The organism is Solibacillus sp. FSL R5-0691 (genome assembly GCF_037974225.1).
GTDB lineage: Bacteria > Bacillota > Bacilli > Bacillales_A > Planococcaceae > Solibacillus.
In genome coordinates this window covers 1,852,486-1,878,497 of the sequence record NZ_CP150231.1, presented here as the reverse complement: position 1 = coordinate 1,878,497, position 26,012 = coordinate 1,852,486, and the positions used below count along the sequence as shown (strand labels likewise).

Below are 26,012 nucleotides of genomic sequence, written 5' to 3'. Positions count from 1 at the left end.
AGAAAGCACCTATAAAGTTGAAATGCCCGTAAAAGTTAGACGCACACTAAACTAATTTTTACGGGGCATTTTTGGTAGTTCAATAAAAATTAAGTAAGTTATTCCATTAAAGGGCGCTATTCTGTAAAAAGAATTAGTGCTAATTATTATAATGAAAATAACATATTCTTCAAAAGAATAACCAATGACTACTTTATGAAGTGACCATTGGTTACGTGATTCATTCTTTTATCAAATTAAAGTGATTGAATAATATAGTCATTTACAAATGCTTTAATAAAAAATAACTCATCATCACTTGGTGTTCTATTATTTTCTAACTTGAAGGACTCTAGTGCCTCTTCTAATGAAGAAGAATTAACCGCTTTACTTGCAGCTTTTAAATCTCTCCAAAAAGTCGTCATTTCTTCCAAATCACAAATCGATTCATGTCCAAGAAGGAATGCTTCTGCATGATATTTTTGAACATCTTCAATCATAGGTATTAATAGTGATTGGTTATAGTGGAATAAAGACTTTTTAGTTGTTCCATATACACAATCCCCTAAGAAAAGGACTTTCTCATCAGGAACATAAATGATTGTAGCATCTTCCGAGTGCGTACTATTGATCTTTTCAAGTACACAAATTTTATTTCCTAAATCAAGCGTTAGCGTTTTTTCAAAGATGATATGGGGAGCGTTTAAATGAAAGTGATCTCGATTTGGTATTTCTGCTTGAATTATCTCGATACATTTTTCGCTCATCACTTTAGACTGTGCGTACGTTTCGAGTGAACTATCATCAAATGCGTAATTTTGCCATACTTTCAACAATTCATTTGTTTGGCTGTTCACGATAACTGTTGCATCAAATTCATTCATGCCAAGGAAATGATCCCAATGTGCGTGGGTAATGACCACATATTTAATTGGGGGTACATTTAGTTTTGGTGTAGACATCGTTAAAATTTCAAAGCGATTAGGTCACGCAAACCCTAAAATCACATTAGAGTTTTATGCACACCTATTGCCGAATGCAGATAATGACATTGCAGACATTTTTCACAATGCTATCCAAAGTAACGCTAAATAATTGGAAAAAATCCTGCGGACAAATTGCGGACAAATCCAAAAAATCAGGCGTAAAGTAGAAAGTCTCTCAAAAAGGAAAAGCCCGTAAACGTTGATATAACAACGTTTACGGGCACTTAAAATGATGGTCTCGACAAGTCTCGAACTTGCGACCCCCACCTTGTCGAGGTGGTGCTCTCCCAACTGAGCTACAAGACCGGGATAAGAAACAAAATGTTCTTACCAGTTAGTATAGCATTCACAGAGGGAGAGGTATATAGGGAATTGTTATATTTTTACTTTTATTTTCGGCAAATTCTCCTTAGGTCAACGTCTTTTCTTTTTATCGTCTTTTAATAGATCTTGCTTTTTAATTACTTTTTCTAGAACGACATGGACGTGGTATTTACTTTCTTCGATTTGCACGACATTTACAACTTTTCCTTTACGACCTTTTATTTTTAAATCCTCATCTACATCAGGAATACGTTCTAAACACTGACTTAGAACAGGCGTATTATTTTCCAAATAATGAACAGCAAACAACATGGTTAAACGCTCCTTGTTTCTTCGATTTTAGATTGAGTCAATTTATGAAGATTCCAAGATGGATAGAACCATCAAAAATTGAGATTGATCAACTTGGGAGAAATGATTTCCGCATTTCAATAATAGGATATGGTAACGAATGAATTGAGGTGTAAAAGGAATGACAAAAAAATGGGGTTTAATGGCTGTCATTGGATTTGGTCTGTATGTAGTGGCAATGTATCTGTATTTTTTCCTTGGACAAAATAGTGGAATTCCAGCCGCTCTTCAAGGAACAGCAGCTGACCCAAGCACTTTTCTTACAACACAGGAGCTGCTGCTAAGTGAAGAATTATCAAAGACAAGGAATTTCCTGTTCTTTATTACGACGCCATTGGAATGGCTGCTTTACTTCGTTATTTTAATTACGGGTATATCACGTCTGTTCGAAAAATGGAGTGCTGAACAATTTAAATGGTCCATTTTCAGAACAGCAATGTATCTGTTTTTCCTGTCTTTGCTGATATTCATCCTCCAATTTCCACTGGATTATTACCGTTATACGCTTAGTAAAAGCTATGGAATCAGTACACAAATTTTTTTTTCATGGATGCGGGAAAATATTATCGATTTTTGGCTGGATTTTGGGATGTCGGTCATCATCATAGCGGTTCTTTACTGGCTAATTAGAAAAAGTCCTAAAAAATGGTGGCTTTATGCATGGGCTTTAACAGTACCGTTTTCAATCTTCCTGATGTTTATTCAACCTGTCGTCATCGATCCGATCTACAATGATTTTTCTCCGTTAACAGACAAGGAGTTAGAGACGAAAATTCTAACTTTGGCAGAGGAGGCAGATATCCCATCTGACCATGTGTTTGAAGTGAATATGTCGGAGAAAACAAATGCTTTAAATGCCTATGTGACTGGAATCGGCGATAATTCACGGATTGTGCTGTGGGATACGACGTTAAACCGGTTAACACATGATGAAATCCTGTTTATCATGGCACATGAGATGGGGCATTATTTGTTGAAGGATATTTATATTAATATCGCGGTCTATTTATTGATGACGCTCATTGGACTTTGGCTGATCGCAAAAATCATGCCTAGGATAATTCACCGTTACGGATCGATCCTGAAAATTAAAGAAATGGGCAATTTGAATTCATTGCCGTTATTTTTAATAATCTCATCCTTTTTACTATTCTTCTCTAGCCCATTGTCCAATGCGATTTCACGTTATCAGGAAAACCGTGCTGATGAATTTGCGATAGAGCTTGTGGAAAATCCTGAAGCAGCAATTTCATCGTTTCAACAGCTGACGAAAGCCGGTCTTAGTGAAGTGAATCCGCCGGCGCTTGTGAAATGGTTCCGCTATACTCATCCGCCAATGTTGGAAAGAATCAATAACATTGCAGAAGAAATTGATGAGGATTAAAAAAACATGTATAATTAGTTTCCTATATCTATAAGTGTTTCTATTATTTGGGATTTAGCACCTACTCCTATGGCTGCCAATCACCTAGTATTTCATTGGTAGATTAGGATCGTACTATATACAATACTTTGGATTGAAAGGTGGTAGGAAAGTGGCGAATAAATTAGCATTAGAAAGAAATATATTTCATCTTGAAAACAAGTTGTTGTTACCTGAAATTCGGACATCGAAAGAGGAGCTAACAAGCTTACTTTCTGACGATTTTTTTGAATTTGGAAGCTCAGGGAAAGTGTTGTACAAAGATCAGGAGATTAACGAAGCGACGCTTGGAATCGTACAAATGACAATGAGTGATTTTGAAATACATTCTTTATCTGAAGAGATCGTACTTGCCACGTATCGAATTTATAATGAGCTTAATAATCAGCATTCACTAAGGAGTTCAATTTGGAAATTAGTCGAAGGACACTGGAAGATGCAATTCCATCAAGGAACAAAAATTCCACATTAGTTTTCAAGCGCTATTCTTTTAAAAGAATTAGCGCTTAATTTTTAGCGGGAACTAATTACATAGAGAAGATGGAGATGGAGAAATGAATATTTCCAAAGTAGTACAGAACATAGAAAACATGCTTAAACAAGCTGAAATGATCGGAATCGGCTCAACGAGAAAAGTTTATCGTTTTGAAGACATTGTCATAAAAACTTTTTTACATCCGATCGGGTATGCCCAAAGTAAAAATGAGTTTGAAATGTACAAATTCTTGGAAATGCAGGGTCTGGAAAAACATCTTGCGCCCATTCTTTTTTTGAGTGAGAACTATGTCGTTCAGCCTCTTTTTGAGCAACTCCCATTAAACAATCATTGCTCATACGATATCGATTTGGAGAAAGACCGCAGAATAACGAAAGATTTAAAAACCGCAATCCAGATTATTGATCAAGAACTCGACGGCTTTGATTTTAAAGATAGCGGAAATTACGGATTAGATGAAGAGGGAAATCTTGTTTTAATCGACTATGGGATGACTAAAAATTTGTATGAAGAACAATGGGTACCATTAGCAGAAGCGGGGACATTGCCTCAAATACGATTTGAAAAGTGCCGTGTTTGTAACGTAAAAAAGGAACTTCGGATGTATGGCGAAAATGATGCAGATCATCGATGTACTACTTGCGGGAAAGATTACTAATTTTATTTGGTGTTGCAGGAGGAATTAAAAATGAATAAAGAACAAGAAACTCCAGAAGCAAGAAGAGAACGATTAAGACAGCAAGAATTAAAGAGAAACCCGGCAGCAATGCACGGTGGGGGCCTTCAAGATTTAATCGGGGATTTAGGGTGGAAAAGGACAGGAATCCTTATTTTTATAATCATTATCGCCATTGTAATTTATTTAGCATTTTTCAATTAAAGAAGCATTCGTATATATGTCGTGGAGGTATAAATATGCCAAAAAAATTTAAAGTTGTTTTAATATTTCTTATTTTTGTGCTAGGTATCATACTCGCTCGGTTTATTTATATTAAAGCGAATGAACACATTTATGCAAATAGAGTTACGGACTATCTTGTGAATGAAATGGAATATGATGAAAGTGAAATAGCATCGGTGGAAGGTGTTTATGGATTTAAGTTGCCTAAGTTTTATGTAGTTGTAACCTTTACAAATGAACCTTATATTGAATATGTTTACTTTGCACATGATAGAGTCCTGCAGTTCGAATATCAAATAATTGATAATAAATTCAAAGGAATAACGAAAGAGGATTTACGCAATTATGATCCAAACGGTTCGAATAATTAATCGTAATCGATCAATTATTCTTTTAGGCATATAAAAAAGTATTGAAGAAATGTTTTGGTAATATAACCTTAAATGATTTTTATTAAGGGGGTATTACCATTTCAATTAAATACTCACCTCGTTTGATTTTATTGGCACTTGCGGGATTTGTACTTATCAGCTTGCCTTTTATTAGACTCATCTTTCCTGTTTTCTATGTTCAAACATTTTTATATGATCCATCAGTTATCGTCCTTTTTCCGCATCGTTTGAATTTCGATCTAGTTCTAGCTGCAAGTTTATTATTATTTGTCGGATTTATTATCCCACTTATTAAGCAAAATAAATTCACTTATAGCCTGTTAGCTGTGTTCGTGGCAGGCGGTATTTTTGTTTTTTATTTATCGGTTTTGAGCTATACATATATAGGCAAAGAAAAAATTGTATCGCATAATTTATTTGAGGGAAAATCGTTTGAATGGACTGAAATTAAAGAAGTGGCGCTTGAGTACTACCAAGATGATACCGGTAGATATGAAGAATACAACTTTAAGGCAAATGACGGTAACTCAATTCGAATTCCATTAAACAACCATTTCCTCTATGAAGAGAAAAGGGAAATCTACCAAATAGCTAGAAAAAATAACATATTTTTTATTGAACTGCAAAAAAATTAGCACAGTCAAATCCATTTAATGGTATATTAATAGAGTATATTGGGATGGAGTGATGGTGATGGAAATGATGTATGATAGCGGTGGTATTGGCTTGTTTGCGTTAATCGGATTGTTACCGATGCTATTTAACTTAGTGATTATTATTTTTGTAATTTATTTTATTGTAAAAGCAATTAAATTTATGGATATGAAACAAAAATTGGATCAGGAAAAAAATGAAAAAATCGATCAGTTAATTCAGCTGATGCGTCAAAAAAATAATGATAACTTTTGATTTGAAATAGGCATTACCTTGATAGGGGTAATGCTTTTTTCTATAAAAATTATTGGGATTTTATGCAAGTATCGAGGGAAATAATATTGAAAGGAATTTTAGCTATGAAAAGATTAGTAATTATGACAGTGGGCAAAACTCATTCCGGAAAAACTACATTTGCTTATGCTTTAGAAAATCAATTAAGAAATTCGATTGTGATCGATCAGGACAACCACGCTGAATTTCTAAATACTATTTATAAGAAGCTGCAAAGGGATGAAGGACCCAATATCCTTAAACATGCGCTCTCTAAGTTAATTGTCGATTATGCCAAAGCACATACAGATTATCATTTTATTATTTGCAACTCGAATCGAAGCATTAATGGTCGAGAATATTTACTTCAGGAAGTATACCCACCAACAGCCTTTGTCCGGATATTGGTTCACTTTAATCTATCAGATGAGGTACTCCATTCCAGAATCAAACATAGTGCAAGAAGTACAGCTATATTTAGAGGTCCAATTACAAATTTTGAAGAATTGCTTATTAAGCAAAATCTAGAATCTCTAAAAGAAGAAATAGTAGATCCTTCAGAAAACGAGGCCGACTATTTGTTTGTAATTAACGAAGAAAAGGATATCGATTTAGTGATACAAAGTATAATACATATCGCCCAAACGAGCTTGTAGAGCCAAGCTCGTTGGATTAAGAAGAGATTTAATCCCGATTCGAACTCACCAATTCCAGTTTCCCGTCTATTTTCAGTAATACTCCATCCGTTAATAAAACCTCTAACGGGAAAACTTCAGCCTTCTTATTTGAGAAGAACCATGTGCGGCCTTCATTAACAAACAAAAGATAGGATGCATCTTCCCTTGCGCCCATAAATGTTAACCCTTCTGCCGAGATTTCTTTATGGTCCCGTTCAAAAATTGAAACCTCGTGAAACACTGATGCTGATTTTAATTTATCCTTCACCACAATACTCATCTCCGACACTTTTTGAAGCGATGAAGCGTTAAACGGTGTTGTATTTTGCTTTGCATCCGAAAGACGGCAAATAAATTCGACTATATTTCCTGCAGGATCCTCAAAATAGATGGATTTCGCGTCAATACCTTCAAAGTAAACTTCATCTTCACCTTGTTCTTTTGATAATGTAACTTTTCCTTTTGTCCATGCTTTTGCTTCTTCAAACTGATTTGAAGGGATATCAAAAGCAAAATGGTAGAATGGTTTTTTATTCAATGGGGCCTTGGTGAAAGTAACTGCAGTACCACCCACAAGTATTGTAAAGCGATCCGACTCTTCTGAATGTAGAGGGAATTCCAGTTTGGCTATATAAAATTGTTTTGTGGCTTCAAAGTTAGAAGCGTACATCGTTACATGTTCAATATTCATAAAATTTTCCTTCTCTCAATCTGTAATAAGTTTAAGTTACCATGTATTCATCAAATAAGAATCGTTAAATGGTCTGAATTTTCGTTCATTTTCAGTGAATTAATTTTTTATCTTTCACTCTAATTTTGATGAGTTAGTACATATAAAGTTTATTTTTTCATTATTAATCTGGCTAAATAAAGATAATAATGTAAAATAATATAAGATAAAAAAGGTTTTCTAATATAAAGAAACCCAACTTAAAAAGAAAGGGAGCTAATCAATGAAAAAAAGAATTCTGGCAGCATTTGGCGCAATTATATTCGCATGTAGCTTACCTTTAACGGAAGCATCAGCTGCAAGCACGAAGCAATTTTCAGATGTACCGGCTTCAAAGTATTTTGCCGAAGCAGTATATGATTTGGCCGAGCGCAATATTTTGGGTGGCTACCCGGATGGTACATTTAAACCGGGTAACTCTATAACACGGGGACAAGCAGCGGCAATTATTGCGAAAATGGTTAAATTGGATACAGCTAATGTGAAAGACCCTAAATTTAAAGATGTGTCGACAGCAAACGGTTATTATAAGGCTATTGCCGCTTTAGCTGAACAAGGAATTATTAATGGCTATGGAGATGGGCGTTACGGTCCGAATGATCCGATTAAGCGTGGACAGATGGCTTCGATTCTTGTCAAAGCGTTTGATTTACCTCGCTATGATTACAATAGTAATGAAATACTATTCAAAGACGTTAACTACACTTCGCATGGTTTAAATATTTTTATTATTTACAAGCTGGGCATCACGACTGGTACGACACCAAATACATTCAGCCCCAATGCTTTTATTACAAGAGGCCAGGCAGCCAAAATGTTGAAAGCAACGGAAGAGGCAAAACCAAAGATGGTTACGCTGGAGGCAAGCGAGCTTGGATTTGACCAGATTAGTAGAATAGAAGCGGATGCAATCGATTCACATTTCTATGAAGGATTATTAGTAAAAGGGAAATATTTGCCGACAGGTTATTCTGGTGATCTGATTCAGCTTATTCCTTTAAAAGAGGGGACAAGTACACTTGTTATTTCAGGAGTTAAAGATGGTAGTGAACTATATAAAAAATATTATGTCCATATGAAAAAGGAAAATGGGAAATTGGAGCTAGCGCTGGAACAAACCGAAGATTCATTGCCTACCGTTGCGACTTTATGGTTTTACGAAAATTCAATGAATGAGCCTTTAAATGATACTGTTCAGAACATTTCGCTTGAAACAATGGAAGGTGAGAACCTTTCAGATAACGTAGCGTTTGAACAATGCGGTACGAATGGGGGCTGTATTGTCATTGATAATCCGGGTCAATATATTGCGACAGTGCGATTTACCGGGGGAAAATTCGTGCGCTATGGAATTGAAGCGAAACCAAACAAATCCAGCATTTATTATGATATTCGGACGTTAAAAGAACAACGGGAAACGGTATTTAAATTCAAAGAGAATTTTGATATCGGAAAACATATAATTCAAACAAAAGATGCGGAACAAATCGCCATTGTAACAAGAGATCCCGGGACGAATGTGTTCCGTGCTAAAGCGACTGGTGAAAACGGTTATATTTCTGTTGATTTCGAAAAGACCGTCACCGAACGAGAATGTTTTAGCGAAAATGAATGTGTAAACAATGTTTGGTTAGGTGTCACTGTAAATGTTGGCCACATCGGTTCCATTGTAAATGTTACGATTAACCGAAACTTAATGCCAAATTATTAAGTTTTTAAGCAGGTGGGCGTATTTTATATGCCTGCTTTTTTTTCGTACAATAAGCATTTTATGTAAACTAAAAAGTTAATCGATAGTCTATTATATGGCGCTCCATTTTGTTTGGGCCTATGCTAAAATGAAATTGCCAAGTTTTGTTATCCCGAAAATATCATTAGGGAAAAATCGTTAACCAGTTTTTATCTGAAATCATTCAAAATGAAGGGAAGTAAGATGAAAATGAATATGTTAAAAGAAAAAATGATAGCAGTGATGAATGAAATTGACTTTTCAGGCAATGTAGTAGTGAAATGCAGAAATGATCTGTTGTACCACTCTAGTAACGGTTTTGCGAATCGTACCCATCGTATTTTAAATAACGACTTAACACGATTCGGGATCGCCTCCGGGTGCAAAATCTTTACAGCCGTAGCGATTTGCCTGCTTGTAGAAAAGGGGCAGCTTTCATTTGAATCAAAGTTATCCGATATTTTGGATATTCCATTTCCCCTTTTTGATGAGGAAATCACTATTCATCATTTGTTAACCCATACAGCGGGGATCCCAGATTACTTTGACGAAGAAGTTATGGATGATTTTGCAGAATTATGGGTGAATCAGCCAATGTATTTAATGCGAAATGGCCGTGATTTTTTACCTTTATTCCAGCATGAAGCGATGAAGTTAAAAGTGGGCGAGCACTTCCACTACAATAATGCAGGCTATATACTGCTCGGTCTTGTCGTTGAACAATTGAGCGGTCATGGCTTTGACGAGTATGTAACGGAAAATATTTTCAAGTGTGCGGGAATGGAGCAATCAGGATACTTTGAACTGGATGCACTGCCTTCAAATACGGCACTTGGCTATATTGATGAAGAAAACGGCAAATGGAAATCCAATATTTATTCTGTACCAGTTAAAGGCGGTGCGGACGGCGGTGCTTTTGTTACGGTGGAGGACATGCATCGTTTCTGGCAAGCTTTAATGAAGTATGAACTTTTAAGTGAAGCAATGACAAAGCAATTATTAACGCCTTATATTCATACCGATAATCATTTTGATCGCTTTTACGGTTATGGGGTATGGATTGACACGAAAGAAGACAATATTTTTAAGTACCATGTAATGGGCTATGATCCTGGCGTTAGTTTTCATTCTGCCTATTATCCGGAAAGCGGTATGGTTAGTGTGGTTTGTTCGAACAAAAGTGAAGGCGCTTTTGACGTCTTTAAGGAAATTGAAAAGAGATAGAATGGGAGCCAACTAGCTGAGGCTAGTTGGTTTTTATATATTGTTAGGGGCATGGTTTTCTAATATCTGGCGCGGTTCTTCTAATAAATTGTGAAAAGTTCTAATAAAATGTCGAAATTCTAATATAATCGATCGATGTTCTAATAACTCATTAAAATGTTCAAATATCCTTCATAGATGTTCTAATATCACTCTCACATGTTCTAATAACCGCATCATTTGTTCTAATAAAAACTAGCTGTTATCCAATTAGCCTCGATATTGCGGGGAATATCTCTCAAAAGCGTACGATACACCTAGATTTTCTAATAACCTTTCAATTTGTTCTAATATCCAGTCTAACTGTTCTAATAATAGCCGCTAATGTTCTAATAAAAGTCACAACCCTTCAGCACACCCCACTATTTCCCGGACAAATCATCAGTTACAACCGATTTTCCGAATTCTGCGGAAGTTTTCGCCAAAACTCTCCCCACCCCATAAAAAAAGTGCCCGCACACCCGTATGCGGACACTTCTTATATCAACCCTCGACCGCGTCAACCTCAACTACCTTCTCACGATCCGCCTTCAACGCTATGTAAACCATCATTACCAAAATAAGCGATGAACCGAGCCACTGGAAACTTCCGAACGGTTCCTTCAGCCATAAAACTGTTGCCAATACGGCAGTCAGCGGTTCAATATTACCGAGCAGGCTCGTTTCTTTAGCGGTAAGAGTTTGAAGACTTTCAATGTAAAACCAGAAGGCCAGCATGGTGCCGAAAATAATGACGACAACCAAATAAAAGACCGTTGCGCCTGTCCATACCGAAATATCCACATTCCATGGCGGCTGTACAAAACTCATCGTCAATCCGGCTAGGAACATCGCCCAACCGACAACGACAAGTGAATCGAAGCGCTTTAATAGTGGAATGACGTAAAGCGTATAGAACGCTAGCGTCACACCAGATAATAATCCCCAAATAATTGAAGGGAGAGGGACGGCAAATGCAGAAAGGGAGCCGTTCGTTAATAAAAAGAAGCTTCCGCCAAGAGCTAGCACAATTGTTACCGCATCTTTTTTCGTAAACCTGGATATGCCACGTACCGTCACCCAAATTATAATCATAACCGGTGCCATGTACTGTAATAATGTTGCAACTGCTGCATTACCTTCTTTAATCGAAGCCATATATGTGTACTGAACCCCGAGCATTCCAATAATCGCGAAAACGAGCAAGCGGAAAGCAGCCCATTTTTCCCGCCAAATCTGCAAAATTTGTCCCCGATCTTTAAATATTGCCTGGGCAATTAATAGCAGAATACCGGCAATGACAAGGCGTGTGGACACAAGCCAGTTCACTTCAATACCAAGAGAAAACAGTTGTTGTGCCATTGTTCCGCCGATACCCCAGAAGAAACTGCCGCTCACTACTAATAAAAAGCCAATCATTCGTTTGTTTTTCATTTTAAATCCTCACATTATGTATAATTACTTCATTGTATCGAATTATTATTCAAAATGCTATATCGCTATTTGCACCACCCCATTTAATAAGTGAAGGCCACTACTATTTTAATATAACAAAAAGACCGCAATGTCCCTTTTTCGTCAAATAAAAGGACATATAGATAGTAAAAGGAGGTGAATTACAATGTTAACAATTAGTGCAGGTCATTACGGAAAGGGGACAGGCGCCTCAGGTTATATGAATGAAGGAGAGGAGACTGCCTTGCTTGTGCAGGAACTCGGTAAAAAATTGCAGCAAAAAGGCGTGAAGGTCAATGTAATTATTGATAAGCAATCTAAAAACCAGCAGCAAAATTTAACGTATTTAGTGAAGCAGCATAATGCATCACAACGAGAGCTTGATGTAAGCATTCATTTTAATTCCGCGCCTACACAGCAAAAAGATGGAATCGGGACAGAAGTGCTTTATGTGAATCCGGCTATTTCAACATTTGCGCAAAAGATGAGCACCGAAATTGCGAAAGCAGGAAAGTTTAAAAACCGCGGAGCAAAACAGCGTAAGGATCTGGCTTTTTTAAATGGTACAACGAAAAAAGCCATTCTCATAGAAGTATGTTTTGTTAATTCTGAGCAAGATGTAAAGTTATACAGGGCAAATAAAGACCAAATAATTGAAGCAATTGCCGAGACCTTAAAAAGCTATTTTCCGAATACGACACCACCAACACCGGCACCACCAGTAAAACCGGCGCCGACACCAGCACTGGATTCGCAAGCAATTACGAGTAAAGCATTACAGCAAAAAGTGGAAGCCATTTTTAATGATAAAGTAGCTGTACGTGCACAACTTAAACAAGGTGCTCAGATGGGCGTATTTCAGCCATTATGGTTGGAAAAATTTGATGCTGGCACACTAATGCTATACGATTATATTGCACTCACAACATTGCAATACCAAAAAAATAACTCGAATATGTAACCTTTTATCCCTTAATTCGACTAATGTAGTGAAATTACCGAAAGGATGGAACTATATGAAAAAAATTGCACCTTTAGCATTATCTGTACTGTTACTTGGAACTGCTACTGCTTATGCTGATCAGCCAACAACTGAAGGGATTGAGGAAGTGGAAAAAGCAGGAACATTTGTCCAGCACAGAGGGAATATCACTGCAGTCGAAGAGAGGGAAAATGCCAAATTATTTACGGCAGAACAAGATGGCAATCTGTTCAATTTCTATGTAGATAATAAAACACTCGTTTTTGATGAACATGGCAATGAAGTTGAACTGAAAATGGGTGATACGATTTCACTTTCCATTTATGCGGATCAGCCGATGATCTTAATTTATCCGCCGCAATATGCACCACCTGTAGTGATTGTGGAAAAAGATGATACGGCCAACTCTGTAAAAGTGGCACAATTCGATGAGAACTTCTTAAGTGATGATGGAAATTTAAAGCTGAATTTAAATGAAGAATCGGTCATCGTCAATACAAAGGGTGAAAAAGTGTCCGCAAAAGAATTAAAAAACTATAGTGCGATTGTATTTTACGGACCAACAACGAAAAGTATTCCAGCACAGACAGCACCGGAAAAAATTGTCGTGTTCCCAAAACTTGATGAAGCAGTAGAAAACCCTGAAATGGCATCAGAGATTCAGGAAATAATTGGTGAGGATTACAAAGAAGTCGATGGCAAAATCATGGTGCCGTTACGTATTGTCGCAGAAGAACTTGGCTTTAAAGTCACTTCGACAGGAAACGGTGCGGTTATTTCAAAAAATGCACTGTCCTACACAATTACACGTGGCGAAAAAACATATGGCCATAATCGGGCACTTAAACATTTTGACGTTGCACCAGCATTACTGGAAGAAAACAAAACATATGTAGAGTATGAATTTATTGAACAGTTGCTGAACTAAATTAAATAGCTTACCAGGCTAAAATTCATATACTCCATGAATTTTAGCTTTTTTCATACAAAAGAGGCCGGAACATAACCCAAAAAAGCTATTTTTCCCTGAGAGAAAAATATCATTTTTTTGCTGAGCGTTAAAATTGATTTCCATTCCGGGACGCTTTCCGCGGGCGTGGCCTGAGCCTGTAGTCTCAGGCGTCACGCTATTCCCGCAGGAGTCGCCCTCCATTCCAATCAATTTTGCAAAATATCCGTTTCTTAATAAAAGATTTCCTGTTATTTATCGGTTATTCTACTTATGTCCCAGTTTCATCTTTTAATGAATAGAACGAGGCTGTTTTTTTATTAAAATTACAAATAAGCTTGCCATGACACAGCAGACACCGGCCATGAAAAATGCCCAAGTATACGTATTGAAATAAGAATATAACATACCCCCACCATAAGCCGCCGTTGCAGCACCTACTTGGTGGGAAGCGAAAATCCAGCCGTAAATAATGGCACTTTTATGTACTCCGAATATTTGTCTTGAAAGATTGATCGTAGGGGGTACAGTTGCCACCCAATCCAATCCGTAAAATACAGTGAAAACAAGGATCCAAGTTAGATTGCCTTCCATTAACGCAAAAGGCAGCAAAACTAGTGATACGCCTCTAAATAAATAATACCAGAACAAAAGCCAGCGATTATCAATACGATCGGACAGCCAGCCCGAAAGCATAGTCCCTACCATATTGAAAACGCCCATAAACGACAGCAAGGAAGCTGCGGTGACGATAGGGATGCCGAAGCTGATACAGTAGGAAATAAAATGAGTCCCGACGAGCCCGTTCGTTGAAAAACCGCAAAAAAAGAAACTTCCGGCTAGTAACCAGAATTCTTTAGAACGTACAGCTTCCGCCAACCCTTTAAATGCCACAACAATAGGATTACCATTTGATTGACCATCCGCAACGTCGATATCCTCTGTCTGACCATACGGAAGGATGCCGATTTCCTTTGGTGTGTTTTTCATAAATAAAAAAATGATGAAAAACATGACTGCGCTGATCGTTATAATGAAACCAACTGCCCAACGCCACGAGTAATTTTCAATAATTGTCGCTAGCAAGGGGAGGAGAATCAACTGACCCATTGCGGTACTCGCTGTCAGAATCCCTGTTGCCAGACCTCTTTTTTCTTTAAACCAGTGATTCGCTACATATGGACTAAGTACCGTTAAAAACAGACTGGAACCAAGTCCGATAATAACACCCCAAATAATGATCAGTTGCCATGATTGATTCATCAGGAAAATTAATAAAAGACCGATCAGGAGTGTTCCCATTGAAGCAAGCATCATTTTCTTTAATCCGAATTTTTGGAGTAATGCGGCCATGAAAGGTCCAGCAAATCCGTAAATAAACAAGCTGATTCCAAAAGCCAAAGAAATCACTTGGCGATTCCAGCCAAACGCTTTTTCAAAAGGAGTTAAAAAAACCCCGGAAGATGCCATTGCAATCCCGGCGGCAATAATGGAGCAGAATGATATAGCAAGAATAATCCAGCTATAGTGAATTTTTTTCAACTGAACACCGCCTTTTTATACTATATTGTAATTTTAAAGACAAACAGATTATATGTAAAACAGTATTTTCGGATTATTTAGAAATTTATTTTTATGTAAAAATCTATTCTCAAATTTATTTAATATAATTCCAGGAACGATAGCATATGTTAGGTAACAACACTAGCAAGGAAGTGGTTCCAATTATTGATAAAGCACTCATTATGATTATTGCTTTAAGAATTATTTCGGGAAGTATTGAGTTAACGGCTGCTGCATTAATGTTTAAATTCAATGATTTAGAAAAGGCCTTTTATATTAATACATTACTTGCACTAGTCGGTCCGGTCATTTTAATCGTTACAACGGGACTAGCATTGCTCGGCCTGGCGGAAAAAATCTCGCTTGCTCGAATCATATGTCTTTTCTGCGGGATTTCATTGATTCTTTTCAGTTTGAAAGCCAGTTAAAGACAATGTAAAAAGGACCTTTCAGCTATTGCTGTCGGGTCCTTTTTTCTATGATATTTCTTTTGGTTCAATATCCTCGATTTTGATGAATTTCCACACCAGGAATAAAAGAATTATTCCTAATATACCAGCAGTAATATAACTAATATTGAGGTGGTCTTTCATGACAAGCGACATGATAGGCGGGCCTGCAGCAACGCCGATAAATCTGGCTGAACTGTAGAATGAAGAGACAGTACCGCGCAATTCTTTTCTAATATTATCAGTAATGATAGTATCAAGAGCCGGTAATAATGCACCAATTGCAATTCCGACGATGCTTGTAACGATCAGCAGTAGAAATAGCTTTTTACTTGTATAACCGACAAAAATAATGCTGGCGGACATTGCAATTAAAGAAATAACGATAATTTTCTTGATTCGTTTCAAATCTCCTTTAATTTTCCGGCCAGAAATATAAGAAGAAATACAGAGAAGTAAAAGTGGGATGGCCAGCACAAAACCTTTCTTGATCCCTTTAATGTCATGAACTTTTTCCAAATTTTCAGATAAGAAAAATAACATGCTGAATAATATGAGCATAACAAGGGCGCCATTAAGAAATACCGTATACAGCCATCTTCCTTCGTCTTTAAAAACTTCTTTCGTATTGTGTAAAAACCCCTTAAATTTTAACGGTTCATCCTTTTCTTTAGGCACTTTAACAAAGAAAAAAATAAGTACAATCGAAATTAAACTGAGTGCAGAAATAGAAAAGAAGGGAAGGAACCATAGTATTGCAGCAAATATCGAGCCTAAAATCGGACTCAATACTTTACCGAATGTATTGGAAGTTTCGATAATCCCTAAAGTCGAGCTGATTTTTTCATCATCATCTTGATACAGGTCACCTACAAGCGGTAAAACGATGGGCATCGCTCCTGCGGCACCTATACCTTGGATAATCCTGCCGATAATAATCATTGTGAACGGGTCATCTATTTTCCATGAAGCGAACCCAGCGATTAAACCGCCGATTAAAGCTAAAATCAGACTCGGTAATATGACGACTTTCCTGCCAAAGCGATCAGATAAATAGCCAGCTACCGGAATAAGAAAAATAGCTGCCACTGAATAGCTTGTAATGATCATGCTAGACTGGAAAGAGGTGATTCCGACCTTGTCTTCTAGTATTGGAAGTACTGGAATAAGCATTGAATTTCCTAAAGTCATAATGAGCGGAATAGAAGTAAGACTTACAATGCACCATATACTTACACCCTTATTTTTATCCATTACCACACCTCGATGAATTTTGCTTTTGTTTAGGTATGGTTTCCTTTCACGAACATTTTATACGCAAGGTTTGGTTGTATAAATTTTTTATTTAAAATAATAATTCAAAAGCATGCTTTCCAAAATAAAGTCCAAAACCAATCATAAAAATGGACGAAAAAACGGTTACAGTTTTCAAGAGTCTAATGGATAATAATTTGCGTGCGACACTCGATAAGGAAGCATAAAGAAAATCCACAAATATTATGCCAAGTAGTATGGCACCACTAATTAGTATAATGTCAAATCCTGTAGCGATTCCTGCTGTTTTCGCAAGGATCGAGCCATAGATTCCTAGCCAGAAAAGGATTGTAATGGGATTCAGCAAAGACATTAACAACCCAGCTAATAACGAATGTCTTAATCGTACGATTCTACCGGTTTTAGAGTTCATTTCTATTTTATGTAATGTCAGTAAACTTTCAATCCCAGTATACAAAAGGACGAAACAGCCAAAAGACCATAAGAAGGTTTGCAATATGATTGAATCGATAAATTTTCCGACGCCAAAATACACGACAAGCATATAAGCAATGTCAGTAGCCAAGGCACCCAGACTAAAAAACCATGCATGAAAAAATCCGTTTTTCAATCCAGTATTTATTAAAACGTTCTTAACAGGACCGAATGTAGCAGCCATCGTTATGCCTAAAAAAATATAGGTAAAGATCGAATTCATAAACTGTCCTCCATTAATTAGATATTTGTGCATTTTATTCGACGGTAAGGTTTTTTAGGACTAGTAATAGGCTAAGGAGATTATTTATTTTGAAGAATACTATCCACTTCGGTTAAAGGTGGGGAATACCCAGTTTTTATAATCAATACATAGATTATTTTTTGGATTTATTGTTATAATTTTAACGTAATGATCATTATCAAAAATTATAGTTAAAGGGAGGCAGTTATTATGCAAATAGATAAAAATATGCAGGAAATGTTTTCGAACTTCATTTTACAACGAGTAAAAGAGGATAAGATGGAGGAAGCAAAAGCTTTACTAGCTGAGAATTTTAAAAAGCAGGATGAAGGTACATTTACAAAAGAGGACGTTGAACAGTTTGTTCCAAAAATGCTGGAATATTTAAAACCGGAAAAAATTGAAGAAATTCGAACAATCGCTAAAAATTTCTCAATCAATTTCTAGTAAATCCTATTAGTTCACAAAATTTTTATAAATTTAAAAGGAATCCGTTTGTTCGAAATATTACGAACAGGATTCTCTTTTTTTGTCCTTTAAAGAACCCCGACAATTCCCTCTATGTCAACAATGTTAAACAGAACATTTACCCCTTACTTCAGCGAGCTAAACCAAAATTATTATACAATGTAATCTTTTTGTAATTAGACTGTAACAAGATTTTGACATTAAATATGGATTTACCTCTATTTTTTTCCGGTTTTGTACTATACAATGAGGTGGACAGCTTATGAAAGGATAGGGAACAATGAATCAAAAACTGATTACATTGGTTGTTGCAATCTTCCTCGTTTGTACACTAGCTGTTACACCGACATCAGCTAAGGTAGTATTTGCAGATGTTGCGACAACCGATGCCACTTACGACGAGATCCAGTATTTAATTAGCCTTGGAGCAATTAAAGGATATCAAGAAAATGGCAAAACGTACTACAAACCCAACATGAGTGTGACACGTGCACAAGCTGCGAAAATGGCAGTCATTGCTGCAGGTAAAAGTCCACTAAAAGTAAGTAAATCCTCGTACACAGATGTTAAAGTCGGGACAGAACAATCGACATACATCGAACGTGCACGTCAACTCGGATTATTTACTAAAACATCAGGGAATTTTTCTCCTAATGCCACTTTGTCTCGTGAAGAAATGAGTCACGTATTATCGGTTGCATTTAATTTAAATGCAAGTGACTATAAGGATTTGCCGGTGTACTTCCCAGATGTATCGAATTCGAATACATATGCTCCGTATATTAAAGCAATCTACTATAATGGGATTACAAAAGGTAGTGACGGCAAATACATGCCAAAAAGCTCGGTTACACGAGCACAGTTTGCGTCATTTATCGCAAGAGCAAAAAGCGATAAATTCCGACTAGCCTTACCCGAACACCTTGATTCAGTTGATACGACACAAGTAATTGGTCTTGTATCAGTAACAACAGATGGCTTAAATGTTCGTACAGAGCCGAATACATCAAGTTCAGTGATTGGCCGAGTAAATACGGGCGGTAAGTTATCGGTGTATGCTGTGGAAGGTAATTGGTTGAAGGTTTCTTATCAAGGCTACTACGGCTATATCAGTAAATCTTATGCCAAGTTCCTTGCACCAGACGGCAATGCCATTGGACCATCAATTAAAGCTGTCAAAACAAATACAATTATAAATCTGTATTACAAACCGACATCGTCATCTAAAAAAATTAAACAAATTTCTGCCGGTTCAACATTGTCAGTCTATAAAGAAATTGACGGCTATTATTTAACAACAGCAGGGGGAGTTCCTGGCTATATTGTAAAAAATAGCACGACGGATGTAGGGGGTTCCAATGTGAATCCGCCACCATCAGAAACAGGTTCCGACAATAATGATCCTGTCGTTACATCCGGCACAACGGGTAAAGTAACGGTTGCGAGTTTAAATATGCGCAAACAAGCTTCAGGATCATCAGCCACTATTAAACAGTTATCTAAAGGAACTGTTGTTGCGGTACATTCCATTGATGGCTATTGGGCAAAAGTAACTGCGGGCAAAGATACAGGCTACGTGCACAAATCGTACATTAAACTAGTGAACGAAAAGGGCAGTCCTATTAAAGACCGCATTATTATTTTAGACCCTGGGCACGGTGGTAAAGATCCAGGTGCTGTAAATGCTAGCCATACGGAAAAAGCGATTGTTTTAAAAGTTGGCAATCTTGTCAAACAAAAACTTGAAGCAAATGGCGCAAAAGTTTACTCAACGCGTACAGGGGATACATTCCCGACATTACAAGAGCGTGTGAACTTCACAAATAGCAAATTTGGTGAAATCTTTGTTAGTATCCACGTAAATGCTGCGACATCATCAAGTGCACAAGGTACTGAAACGTACTACAGCATTACAACGGGTGATCAGTATGAAGAGGATAAAAAGCTGGCAACATACATCAATACTGAAATTGTTAACAACGCGAAAATGAAAAACCGTGGTGTTAAAGAAGCTCAGTATTATGTGACACGCAATATGATCATTCCTTCTGTCTTAGTAGAACTTGGGTTCATCTCAAATGCAGAAGACCGTAATAAATTAATCGATGATAAGTATGTAGAAATCTATGCACAATCTATTTATAACGGGATTGTGGATTACTACAGAAAATAAAATATAATAAAATATGCTGTTCAATGGCTTAGTTCTTGTAAAAGGACTAAGCCATTTTTATTTAGTATTAATAGAAAAATATGGTAAAATTTATGGGGATTTAACTTTTGCATTTGGGGTTGAATTGAAGCAATCAAGTTTAACCGAAAAATGCTGAAATAGTGAATAAAAATAGTAAATAGTGAGGTGATTTAATTGACTTTTAAAATGATAAAAAAGGAATTCAAGTTGGTTTGCTTAAAGGGCAGTGGAGAGTATGAAAACTTTGGAAGTGAAGTACCATTGCTTGCAAAACAGTTATTAAGTCGTTCGAGTGACTTCGATTTCCCATCAGGAAGTGAAATTGCATTGTATGAGCCTAAAAAAAGTGCCGATCATATGAAGGGGAATTTCTATGTAGGACTTATCGTTAACGAGAAATTGAACAAAATCCCAACAGGAATGGATTATTTAGAGATAAATAATCATTATATTACGACTAGAGGCAACATAATGGAACTGGATAAACTTCATGGAGATTTGCTTAATTGGGGAACAGCGCAAGGTTATAAAAGAGATCTTGATTCTTATATTATCGAAACTTATCACCCTGTCAGCGAAGGGGAAGAAGTAGAAATCTATTTACCAATTATTTCGTAGAACTTAAAGGGAGAAGAAAATGAGCGGAAAATTAGTGAGGGTCGGAACATCTTACATTCCGGTAACAGATGTAGATCAATCTGCTGAATGGTATGTGAAAAACTTGGAAGCGGCTTTAAGTTACAAAGACACGGATAAAGCTATATTGAACTTTGCAAATCAAAGTTTCTTTCTAGTGAAATCGAATGAAAATGAAAGTGCCAATTTTAAAGATAAGCATGGAAACGAACGTTTTTCATTAACATTTGAAGTGGATGGATTACACGCTTTAGCACAATTGCATAAAGAATTTCAGCAAAGCGGTGTAGAAGTTGATGAGATTGAAGATCGCGGGCATGTCGGAAGGAATTTTGTTTTTTATGATTTAGATAAAAATAAATTCGATGTGTGGAGCGAACTGAGCCCTGCTTTTAAAGAAAAATTTAAATAACTTCTTTACGGACTTAGTATGGGTGAATTCCTTACTAAGTTTTTTATGTAATAGTGAATCTTTTCTTGTTCTGTTCCGTACATAAACATAGTGGCGAATGAAATTGTTTAGTACTTTTATAAACATTACTTATTACATATTTTTTTACTTATTTTATAATTGGAATAATTGCTATATAATGGAATTTGCTAGTTCTTACAAACAGGAGGTACGCTCATGGTGTTACAACTGAAAGATGTGACGAAACGCTACCGTGATTTCGTTGCAGTAAACCGATTGAACTTTACAATTGAAAAAGGTGAGATTTTCGGTTTGATCGGGCAAAATGGTGCAGGTAAAACGACCACATTCCGAATGATTCTGGATTTACAGGATACAACAGAAGGTACCATTACATGGGATGGCCAGCCGATTAAATCGGTAAGCCGTGATTTTTTAGGTTATTTACCTGAAGAGCGCGGTATTTTTCCGCAAATGAAAGTGGAAGAGCAGCTCTACTTTTTCGGCGAGCTGCATGGAATGGATAAAAACGAATTGAAAAAAGATATCGATTTTTGGATTGAACGCTTTGACCTGGAAGAAAAACGACATGTGAAAGCAGAAACTTTATCAAAAGGGAATAAGCAAAAGGTTCAATTGATCGCCAGCTTTATTCACAAACCGGCATTTTTAATTCTTGATGAACCGTTTAGTGGACTGGACCCGGTGAATATGGAGCTGCTGAAAAATGCAATCCTCTATTTGCGCGACCAAGGAATGACGATTTTATTCTCGAGTCACCAAATGGATAATGTTGAAGAGCTTTGTGATCACCTATGCTTATTAAAACGTGGTGAATCCCTGTTTTCAGGCTCGCTGCTTGACTTGAAAAAACAGTACGGGAAAACGAAACTGACAGTACGGACTGATAAATCTTTCGAAGAATTAAGTAGATACCCAGGTGTGAATCATGTCAAAATGGAACGCGATTCCCAGGCGGTACTGACACTTGAGGATGAAAAGTATGCACCGGAAATTTTCGACTTGCTGTCAAACGGCAATTACATCGAAAAATTCAGCTTAGATTATTTATCGCTGCATGAAATTTTCAAAGAGAAAGTAGGTGCCGGCCTTGTCTAAATTTAAAGTGCTCATTAAAAAATTATATAAACAGAAAATCACATCGAAATCCTTTATTTTAACAACATTGCTTTACTTAGTAGTGCTAAGCGGTTTTATGTTCTGGTCTGAAATCAAAGACCTTATTTTCTCGGGGGATGCCGATACGATTGCTGTTGTAAATGAAACTGATTTTGATATCGCGCAAGTGCTGCAGAATACAGATGATGTGGAATATGTATATGTTGAATCGGGGGATATCGCGGATAAATTGAAGGACGGAGACTATTATGCGGCCTTTACCTTATCAGACGCAGATGGCAAATTAGCGGCGAAAATCGAATCCTATGATCCTCTTCCGCTAAATGACCAGCAAGATTTCCAAAGTGCGCTAAGTCAAGCAGGTCAGCTGTATGCGATGAGCCAAATGGAATTATCACCAGAGCAGCAACAGCTACTATTATCGTCAGAACCGGTCATTACGTTAAATTCATTGAATGAAGCTGCGGATGACGGTAAATCTGCTGAAGAAAAAATGGCGGGTGTCTGGGTTTCATATGCGATTGGAATTATCATCTATATTTTTGTGGCATCGTATTTATCGATGATTACAACTGATGTTGCTTCAGAAAAAGGGTCTCGTGCTCTGGAAATGCTGTTAGTCAGCGTGAAACCTGAAGTGCATTTCCGTTCAAAAATAGTCGGTGTATTTTTAGTCGCACTTACACAATTCGTTATTCTATTCGGAGTTCTTTTATTATTGCTTCGCTTCACGGATGGTGGAAACAAATGGTCAGTTGTAACGGATCTGCTTAATTCACTATCGATTAGCTACTTCTTGTATATCGTCGGTTTCTTATTCTTAACAATTTTCATGTATTTAATTATCGGCGCATTATTCGGTTCGCTTGTATCTAAAGTTGAAGAGGCAGGGCAAGTAATGATGCCGGCAATGATGCTGACACTCGTTGGATTCTACGTAATGCTGACAGGTATGGGTAACCCGGATACAATGCTGATTAAAGTGTTCTCGTATATTCCGTTTACATCAGGTATGGTGATGCCGATGCGTTTAGGTGCAACGGATATGAGTGCCATTGAACCAATCATTAGCTTTGTTCTATTGATTTCAACGGTGTTAACGCTATACTTCATGAGTCTGTCATTCTACAAACGAAGTGTACTGACATATTCATCAGGCGGTATTATTGAAAAAATGAAAACGGTATTTAAAGTAACAACGTAAGTTTTAAATCATGCTCCCCCTTATGTGGACAGAAAATCTGTTCATCCTAATGGGGAGTTTTTTTATGTTCAACCAACTTTAAAAAGTAATACGCGTAAGCATCAACTTAACCTGCGAGTAGCTATTCGGTGGCATTCGTAGTAAACTAATAGTGTACGGAGAGATTTGTATCTAAAACAAGTCTCTCTTTTTTATGAACGAAAAACAGTAGTAAGGATGAAAGCATGAGAAAAAAAACAGAACTACAAGTAGATAGTAAAGCGATTAAGGATTTGACGAACGGCAATCCATTAATTCTAAAAGATACAGTTATTATGCCGGAAGTATCGATTGAAGAAGGTACTCTTCTTCACTTAGTTGATAAAAGCGGGGGCTATATTGCAACTGGCTATTACGGTATTCAAAACAAAGGAATCGGCTGGGTGCTGACTCGTAAAGAAAAAGAGCTGATTGATGTGAAGTTCTTTACGAAAAAAATCCGTGAAGCTGCTGAAAAACGCGCAGACTTTTTTGCTTCGGATGATACGAGTGCTTTCCGTGTATTTAATGGCGAAGGTGACGGCATTGGTGGTTTGACAATTGATTTCTTTAACGGCTTTTACATGGTGAGCTGGTACAGTGAAGGGATTTATTCATTCCGTAATGATATTTATGAAGCATTGAACGCGGCGGTGAATACACGCGGGATTTATGAAAAACTGCGCTTTAATACAAATGGTCAATATATTGATCAGGATGATTATGTTTCAGGTGAAAAAGGCGAATTTCCATTGATTGTACAGGAAAACGGCATGAATTTTGCGGTTGATTTGAATGATGGGGCAATGACAGGAATTTTCCTGGATCAACGGAATGTACGTAAAGCATTACGTGACCGTTATTCAACAGATAAGACTGTACTGAATACATTCTCATACACTGGGGCGTTTTCTGTTGCTGCTGCATTAGGCGGAGCATCGGGAACAACTAGTGTCGATTTGGCAAAACGCAGCTTGCCTAAAACAATCGAGCAATTCAGTGTGAATGGAATTGACTATGAATCACAAGATATTAAAGTGATGAACGTATTTGACTATTTCAGCTATGCAGCAAGAAAAGGTCTGAAATTTGATGTCGTTGTACTGGATCCGCCAAGTTTTGCCCGTACGAAAAAAATGACATTCAGTACGTCTAAAGATTATCCGAAATTGCTTAAAGATGCGTTAACGATCACTAACAATGGTGGCGTGATTATTGCATCGACAAACAATGCAAGCTTTAATATGAAAAAGTTCAAAACATTCATCGACAAAGCGTTTAAAGATTATGGTGCACGCTATAAAATTTTGGAAGAGCACCAGCTACCGGAAGATTTCACGGTGCCGCATAACTTCCCGGAATTCAATTATTTAAAAGTAGTCATCATTCAAGTGATGAACTAATCGGAGTGATATGATATGAAATACAATAAAACAACGATGCTGAAATTAATCAACGAACATCGCGAACTGCATGATGAATTAAAGAAACTGAAATCGGAAATGGGACTGGAAAAAAACTTCGCCGTTAAAGCGCTGTATCATTCAGCTGTAGCTGAAGATGGTCCATATATGAAAGATTATCAGGACTTGGAGCGTTTACGCTAATACTGACACCGCAACGATTGAACCCAATTGTTGCGGTGTATTTTTTTGAGGATAACCATTAAATTATTAGTACATAAGCATGATACAATACAGCTATAATATGTAAAATTGAGGGGAAAAAAATTGAGTATTCGAGAACAAAGAAAACAACAGCGTAGGGAACAAATTATACAGGCAGCAAAGTCTTTGATGTTGGACAGCGGAATTCAGCAAGTTCAGCTGCAGGATGTTGCCAATGAAGTAGGGATTGGTATTGCGACATTTTATCGTTATTTTGCGAATAAAGAATTGCTCGTTTTAGCCATCAATAATGAAATAACGAGAGATATGACAAAAACAATCAAGCACATAGCAAATGAACCAATTACCGCTTATGAGCAAATTGAACGGATATTAACTTACTATATTGAGTTAATCGATGATCCGGAGCATCAATTTGTGAAGTTTTTTAAAGCGTTCGAAGCATATAAACCGATATCAGAAGAGACGTACGAATACAAGGAATTTCTAGATATTAGAAGGGAAATGGCCAATGCCTTGTATTCTATTGCGGTAAAAGGAATGGAAGACAAATCAATACGAGCAGGTATTGATATTCCGGAGTATGTATTTACAGTTGTACAAAATATAAGTTATTTTTCGGTAGAATCCTATTTGACCGAGCATGACCCCGATCTACCTGTAAAATTAGATCCTAAAAAACAGTTAAAGCTAATTCGGGAAATGTTTTTACAATTCATAGCTACTAAAAATTGACGGACCGATTAAACACTGCTATTGTTAAA

At 36.9% G+C, this 26,012-nt stretch carries 30 protein-coding genes and 1 tRNA gene; 23 read left to right on the top strand and 8 right to left on the bottom strand.

The genetic code is table 11. The features are described 5' to 3' along the window. Nucleotides 1-236: 236 nt before the first annotated feature. Nucleotides 237-941, bottom strand: a complete 705-nt coding sequence (locus tag MKY51_RS09270; RefSeq protein WP_339171237.1) for an MBL fold metallo-hydrolase — start codon at nucleotides 939-941, stop codon at nucleotides 237-239. Here MKY51_RS09270 and MKY51_RS09265 point away from each other — a divergent pair. Then, nucleotides 895-1,074 carry a hypothetical protein gene (locus tag MKY51_RS09265; RefSeq protein ID WP_339176679.1) on the top strand — a complete coding sequence of 60 codons (180 nt, stop codon included), beginning with the start codon at nucleotides 895-897 and terminating at the stop codon, nucleotides 1,072-1,074. The two genes, MKY51_RS09270 and MKY51_RS09265, sit on opposite strands and share 47 nt — an antisense overlap. Nucleotides 1,075-1,198: 124 nt before the next feature. On the opposite strand, the gene MKY51_RS09260 is transcribed toward MKY51_RS09265, so the two are convergent. Then, a tRNA-Val gene (locus MKY51_RS09260) sits at nucleotides 1,199-1,271 on the bottom strand. Between the two features lie 108 nt (nucleotides 1,272-1,379). Then, the gene (locus MKY51_RS09255; RefSeq protein WP_339171234.1) at nucleotides 1,380-1,601 is read right to left on the bottom strand and encodes a hypothetical protein; all 222 of its coding nucleotides are present in this window, start codon (nucleotides 1,599-1,601) and stop codon (nucleotides 1,380-1,382) included. A gap of 160 nt (nucleotides 1,602-1,761) precedes the next feature. Here MKY51_RS09255 and MKY51_RS09250 point away from each other — a divergent pair, with 160 nt between their 5' ends. The 8 genes from MKY51_RS09250 (at nucleotide 1,762) to MKY51_RS09215 (ending at nucleotide 6,435) form a co-directional block, all read left to right on the top strand. Beyond that, nucleotides 1,762-3,024 (top strand): M48 family metallopeptidase, encoded by a 1,263-nt coding sequence (locus MKY51_RS09250; RefSeq protein ID WP_339171232.1) that lies wholly within the window; start codon nucleotides 1,762-1,764, stop codon nucleotides 3,022-3,024. 151 nt (nucleotides 3,025-3,175) lie between these two features. Continuing rightward, on the top strand, nucleotides 3,176-3,535 hold the full coding sequence (locus MKY51_RS09245; RefSeq protein ID WP_339171230.1) for a DUF4440 domain-containing protein: 360 nt from the start codon (nucleotides 3,176-3,178) through the stop codon (nucleotides 3,533-3,535). 82 nt (nucleotides 3,536-3,617) lie between these two features. Continuing rightward, entirely contained in the window at nucleotides 3,618-4,217 is a 600-nt protein-coding gene (locus MKY51_RS09240) for a protein kinase (protein WP_339171227.1), read from the top strand. A gap of 30 nt (nucleotides 4,218-4,247) precedes the next feature. After that, the gene (locus MKY51_RS09235) at nucleotides 4,248-4,439 is read left to right on the top strand and encodes a DUF6366 family protein (RefSeq protein WP_339171224.1); all 192 of its coding nucleotides are present in this window, start codon (nucleotides 4,248-4,250) and stop codon (nucleotides 4,437-4,439) included. Between the two features lie 35 nt (nucleotides 4,440-4,474). Further along, on the top strand, nucleotides 4,475-4,831 hold the full coding sequence (locus MKY51_RS09230) for a DUF3139 domain-containing protein (protein ID WP_339171222.1): 357 nt from the start codon (nucleotides 4,475-4,477) through the stop codon (nucleotides 4,829-4,831). A 122-nt stretch (nucleotides 4,832-4,953) separates the two neighbouring features. Then, the gene (locus MKY51_RS09225) at nucleotides 4,954-5,487 is read left to right on the top strand and encodes a hypothetical protein (protein WP_339171220.1); all 534 of its coding nucleotides are present in this window, start codon (nucleotides 4,954-4,956) and stop codon (nucleotides 5,485-5,487) included. Nucleotides 5,488-5,545: 58 nt separating this feature from the next. Next, nucleotides 5,546-5,761, top strand: coding sequence for a hypothetical protein (locus tag MKY51_RS09220; RefSeq protein WP_339171218.1), 216 nt, complete (start codon nucleotides 5,546-5,548; stop codon nucleotides 5,759-5,761). A gap of 104 nt (nucleotides 5,762-5,865) precedes the next feature. Beyond that, nucleotides 5,866-6,435, top strand: coding sequence for an AAA family ATPase (locus MKY51_RS09215; RefSeq protein WP_339171215.1), 570 nt, complete (start codon nucleotides 5,866-5,868; stop codon nucleotides 6,433-6,435). Nucleotides 6,436-6,463: 28 nt separating this feature from the next. Here MKY51_RS09215 and MKY51_RS09210 read toward each other — a convergent pair whose 3' ends face one another. Next, nucleotides 6,464-7,147, bottom strand: coding sequence for a VOC family protein (locus MKY51_RS09210; protein ID WP_339171213.1), 684 nt, complete (start codon nucleotides 7,145-7,147; stop codon nucleotides 6,464-6,466). Nucleotides 7,148-7,409: 262 nt separating this feature from the next. On the opposite strand from MKY51_RS09210, the gene MKY51_RS09205 reads away from it, so the two are divergent. Together MKY51_RS09205 and MKY51_RS09200 are read left to right on the top strand one after the other, a co-directional pair. Continuing rightward, on the top strand, nucleotides 7,410-8,897 hold the full coding sequence (locus MKY51_RS09205; protein WP_339171211.1) for an S-layer homology domain-containing protein: 1,488 nt from the start codon (nucleotides 7,410-7,412) through the stop codon (nucleotides 8,895-8,897). Between the two features lie 222 nt (nucleotides 8,898-9,119). Further along, nucleotides 9,120-10,139 (top strand): serine hydrolase, encoded by a 1,020-nt coding sequence (locus tag MKY51_RS09200; RefSeq protein WP_339171208.1) that lies wholly within the window; start codon nucleotides 9,120-9,122, stop codon nucleotides 10,137-10,139. Nucleotides 10,140-10,661: 522 nt separating this feature from the next. Here MKY51_RS09200 and MKY51_RS09195 read toward each other — a convergent pair. Then, nucleotides 10,662-11,591, bottom strand: a complete 930-nt coding sequence (locus MKY51_RS09195; protein WP_339171206.1) for an EamA family transporter — start codon at nucleotides 11,589-11,591, stop codon at nucleotides 10,662-10,664. A gap of 187 nt (nucleotides 11,592-11,778) precedes the next feature. Here MKY51_RS09195 and MKY51_RS09190 point away from each other — a divergent pair, with 187 nt between their 5' ends. Both MKY51_RS09190 and MKY51_RS09185 read left to right on the top strand, forming a co-directional pair. Beyond that, a complete protein-coding gene (locus tag MKY51_RS09190) occupies nucleotides 11,779-12,573 on the top strand; it encodes an N-acetylmuramoyl-L-alanine amidase (RefSeq protein ID WP_339171204.1) in 795 nt (264 codons plus the stop codon). Between the two features lie 55 nt (nucleotides 12,574-12,628). Then, complete coding sequence (locus MKY51_RS09185) at nucleotides 12,629-13,522, top strand: stalk domain-containing protein (RefSeq protein WP_339171201.1); 894 nt, start codon at nucleotides 12,629-12,631, stop codon at nucleotides 13,520-13,522. A gap of 312 nt (nucleotides 13,523-13,834) precedes the next feature. On the opposite strand, the gene MKY51_RS09180 is transcribed toward MKY51_RS09185, so the two are convergent. Then, the gene (locus MKY51_RS09180) at nucleotides 13,835-15,085 is read right to left on the bottom strand and encodes an MFS transporter (RefSeq protein WP_339171199.1); all 1,251 of its coding nucleotides are present in this window, start codon (nucleotides 15,083-15,085) and stop codon (nucleotides 13,835-13,837) included. Between the two features lie 146 nt (nucleotides 15,086-15,231). Between MKY51_RS09180 and MKY51_RS09175 the strand changes: the two genes are divergently transcribed. Continuing rightward, entirely contained in the window at nucleotides 15,232-15,534 is a 303-nt protein-coding gene (locus MKY51_RS09175) for a YqhV family protein (RefSeq protein WP_339171197.1), read from the top strand. Between the two features lie 48 nt (nucleotides 15,535-15,582). Here MKY51_RS09175 and MKY51_RS09170 read toward each other — a convergent pair whose 3' ends face one another. Both MKY51_RS09170 and MKY51_RS09165 read right to left on the bottom strand, forming a co-directional pair. Next, nucleotides 15,583-16,809 (bottom strand): MFS transporter, encoded by a 1,227-nt coding sequence (locus MKY51_RS09170; RefSeq protein WP_339171194.1) that lies wholly within the window; start codon nucleotides 16,807-16,809, stop codon nucleotides 15,583-15,585. A 91-nt stretch (nucleotides 16,810-16,900) separates the two neighbouring features. After that, entirely contained in the window at nucleotides 16,901-17,527 is a 627-nt protein-coding gene (locus tag MKY51_RS09165) for a LysE family transporter (protein WP_339171192.1), read from the bottom strand. A 231-nt stretch (nucleotides 17,528-17,758) separates the two neighbouring features. Between MKY51_RS09165 and MKY51_RS09160 the strand changes: the two genes are divergently transcribed. The 9 genes from MKY51_RS09160 (at nucleotide 17,759) to MKY51_RS09120 (ending at nucleotide 25,983) form a co-directional block, all read left to right on the top strand. Beyond that, nucleotides 17,759-17,995 (top strand): hypothetical protein, encoded by a 237-nt coding sequence (locus tag MKY51_RS09160; protein WP_339171191.1) that lies wholly within the window; start codon nucleotides 17,759-17,761, stop codon nucleotides 17,993-17,995. Nucleotides 17,996-18,296: 301 nt separating this feature from the next. Beyond that, complete coding sequence (locus MKY51_RS09155) at nucleotides 18,297-20,189, top strand: N-acetylmuramoyl-L-alanine amidase (RefSeq protein ID WP_339171189.1); 1,893 nt, start codon at nucleotides 18,297-18,299, stop codon at nucleotides 20,187-20,189. A 195-nt stretch (nucleotides 20,190-20,384) separates the two neighbouring features. After that, on the top strand, nucleotides 20,385-20,828 hold the full coding sequence (locus tag MKY51_RS09150; RefSeq protein WP_339171187.1) for a GyrI-like domain-containing protein: 444 nt from the start codon (nucleotides 20,385-20,387) through the stop codon (nucleotides 20,826-20,828). 19 nt (nucleotides 20,829-20,847) lie between these two features. Beyond that, nucleotides 20,848-21,258 (top strand): VOC family protein, encoded by a 411-nt coding sequence (locus MKY51_RS09145; protein WP_339171185.1) that lies wholly within the window; start codon nucleotides 20,848-20,850, stop codon nucleotides 21,256-21,258. A 216-nt stretch (nucleotides 21,259-21,474) separates the two neighbouring features. Further along, complete coding sequence (locus MKY51_RS09140) at nucleotides 21,475-22,377, top strand: ABC transporter ATP-binding protein (protein ID WP_339171183.1); 903 nt, start codon at nucleotides 21,475-21,477, stop codon at nucleotides 22,375-22,377. After that, nucleotides 22,370-23,602, top strand: coding sequence for an ABC transporter permease (locus MKY51_RS09135; RefSeq protein WP_339171181.1), 1,233 nt, complete (start codon nucleotides 22,370-22,372; stop codon nucleotides 23,600-23,602). The genes MKY51_RS09140 and MKY51_RS09135 overlap by 8 nt, the downstream gene beginning before the upstream one ends. 224 nt (nucleotides 23,603-23,826) lie before the next feature. Beyond that, a complete protein-coding gene (locus MKY51_RS09130) occupies nucleotides 23,827-25,023 on the top strand; it encodes a class I SAM-dependent rRNA methyltransferase (protein WP_339171179.1) in 1,197 nt (398 codons plus the stop codon). Between the two features lie 15 nt (nucleotides 25,024-25,038). Beyond that, complete coding sequence (locus MKY51_RS09125; RefSeq protein ID WP_008403793.1) at nucleotides 25,039-25,227, top strand: hypothetical protein; 189 nt, start codon at nucleotides 25,039-25,041, stop codon at nucleotides 25,225-25,227. A 123-nt stretch (nucleotides 25,228-25,350) separates the two neighbouring features. Then, entirely contained in the window at nucleotides 25,351-25,983 is a 633-nt protein-coding gene (locus tag MKY51_RS09120) for a TetR/AcrR family transcriptional regulator (protein ID WP_339171171.1), read from the top strand. Nucleotides 25,984-26,012: the final 29 nt, after the last annotated feature.

What these genes read in the sequence shown, in the direction of transcription:
- MKY51_RS09235 (WP_339171224.1), top strand. Translation starts at nt 4,248, where the DNA reads ATGAATAAAGAACAAGAAACTCCAGAAGCAAGAAGAGAACGATTAAGA.
- MKY51_RS09125 (WP_008403793.1), top strand. Translation starts at nt 25,039, where the DNA reads ATGAAATACAATAAAACAACGATGCTGAAATTAATCAACGAACATCGC.
- MKY51_RS09250 (WP_339171232.1), top strand. Translation starts at nt 1,762, where the DNA reads ATGACAAAAAAATGGGGTTTAATGGCTGTCATTGGATTTGGTCTGTAT.
- MKY51_RS09220 (WP_339171218.1), top strand. Translation starts at nt 5,546, where the DNA reads ATGGAAATGATGTATGATAGCGGTGGTATTGGCTTGTTTGCGTTAATC.
- MKY51_RS09155 (WP_339171189.1), top strand. Translation starts at nt 18,297, where the DNA reads ATGAATCAAAAACTGATTACATTGGTTGTTGCAATCTTCCTCGTTTGT.
- MKY51_RS09265 (WP_339176679.1), top strand. Translation starts at nt 895, where the DNA reads ATGACCACATATTTAATTGGGGGTACATTTAGTTTTGGTGTAGACATC.
- MKY51_RS09175 (WP_339171197.1), top strand. Translation starts at nt 15,232, where the DNA reads ATGTTAGGTAACAACACTAGCAAGGAAGTGGTTCCAATTATTGATAAA.
- MKY51_RS09165 (WP_339171192.1), bottom strand. Translation starts at nt 17,527, where the DNA reads ATGAATTCGATCTTTACCTATATTTTTTTAGGCATAACGATGGCTGCT.
- MKY51_RS09270 (WP_339171237.1), bottom strand. Translation starts at nt 941, where the DNA reads ATGTCTACACCAAAACTAAATGTACCCCCAATTAAATATGTGGTCATT.
- MKY51_RS09140 (WP_339171183.1), top strand. Translation starts at nt 21,475, where the DNA reads ATGGTGTTACAACTGAAAGATGTGACGAAACGCTACCGTGATTTCGTT.
- MKY51_RS09205 (WP_339171211.1), top strand. Translation starts at nt 7,410, where the DNA reads ATGAAAAAAAGAATTCTGGCAGCATTTGGCGCAATTATATTCGCATGT.
- MKY51_RS09230 (WP_339171222.1), top strand. Translation starts at nt 4,475, where the DNA reads ATGCCAAAAAAATTTAAAGTTGTTTTAATATTTCTTATTTTTGTGCTA.
- MKY51_RS09170 (WP_339171194.1), bottom strand. Translation starts at nt 16,809, where the DNA reads ATGGATAAAAATAAGGGTGTAAGTATATGGTGCATTGTAAGTCTTACT.
- MKY51_RS09160 (WP_339171191.1), top strand. Translation starts at nt 17,759, where the DNA reads ATGCAAATAGATAAAAATATGCAGGAAATGTTTTCGAACTTCATTTTA.
- MKY51_RS09200 (WP_339171208.1), top strand. Translation starts at nt 9,120, where the DNA reads ATGAAAATGAATATGTTAAAAGAAAAAATGATAGCAGTGATGAATGAA.
- MKY51_RS09145 (WP_339171185.1), top strand. Translation starts at nt 20,848, where the DNA reads ATGAGCGGAAAATTAGTGAGGGTCGGAACATCTTACATTCCGGTAACA.
- MKY51_RS09215 (WP_339171215.1), top strand. Translation starts at nt 5,866, where the DNA reads ATGAAAAGATTAGTAATTATGACAGTGGGCAAAACTCATTCCGGAAAA.
- MKY51_RS09130 (WP_339171179.1), top strand. Translation starts at nt 23,827, where the DNA reads ATGAGAAAAAAAACAGAACTACAAGTAGATAGTAAAGCGATTAAGGAT.
- MKY51_RS09240 (WP_339171227.1), top strand. Translation starts at nt 3,618, where the DNA reads ATGAATATTTCCAAAGTAGTACAGAACATAGAAAACATGCTTAAACAA.
- MKY51_RS09210 (WP_339171213.1), bottom strand. Translation starts at nt 7,147, where the DNA reads ATGAATATTGAACATGTAACGATGTACGCTTCTAACTTTGAAGCCACA.
- MKY51_RS09190 (WP_339171204.1), top strand. Translation starts at nt 11,779, where the DNA reads ATGTTAACAATTAGTGCAGGTCATTACGGAAAGGGGACAGGCGCCTCA.
- MKY51_RS09195 (WP_339171206.1), bottom strand. Translation starts at nt 11,591, where the DNA reads ATGAAAAACAAACGAATGATTGGCTTTTTATTAGTAGTGAGCGGCAGT.
- MKY51_RS09185 (WP_339171201.1), top strand. Translation starts at nt 12,629, where the DNA reads ATGAAAAAAATTGCACCTTTAGCATTATCTGTACTGTTACTTGGAACT.
- MKY51_RS09255 (WP_339171234.1), bottom strand. Translation starts at nt 1,601, where the DNA reads ATGTTGTTTGCTGTTCATTATTTGGAAAATAATACGCCTGTTCTAAGT.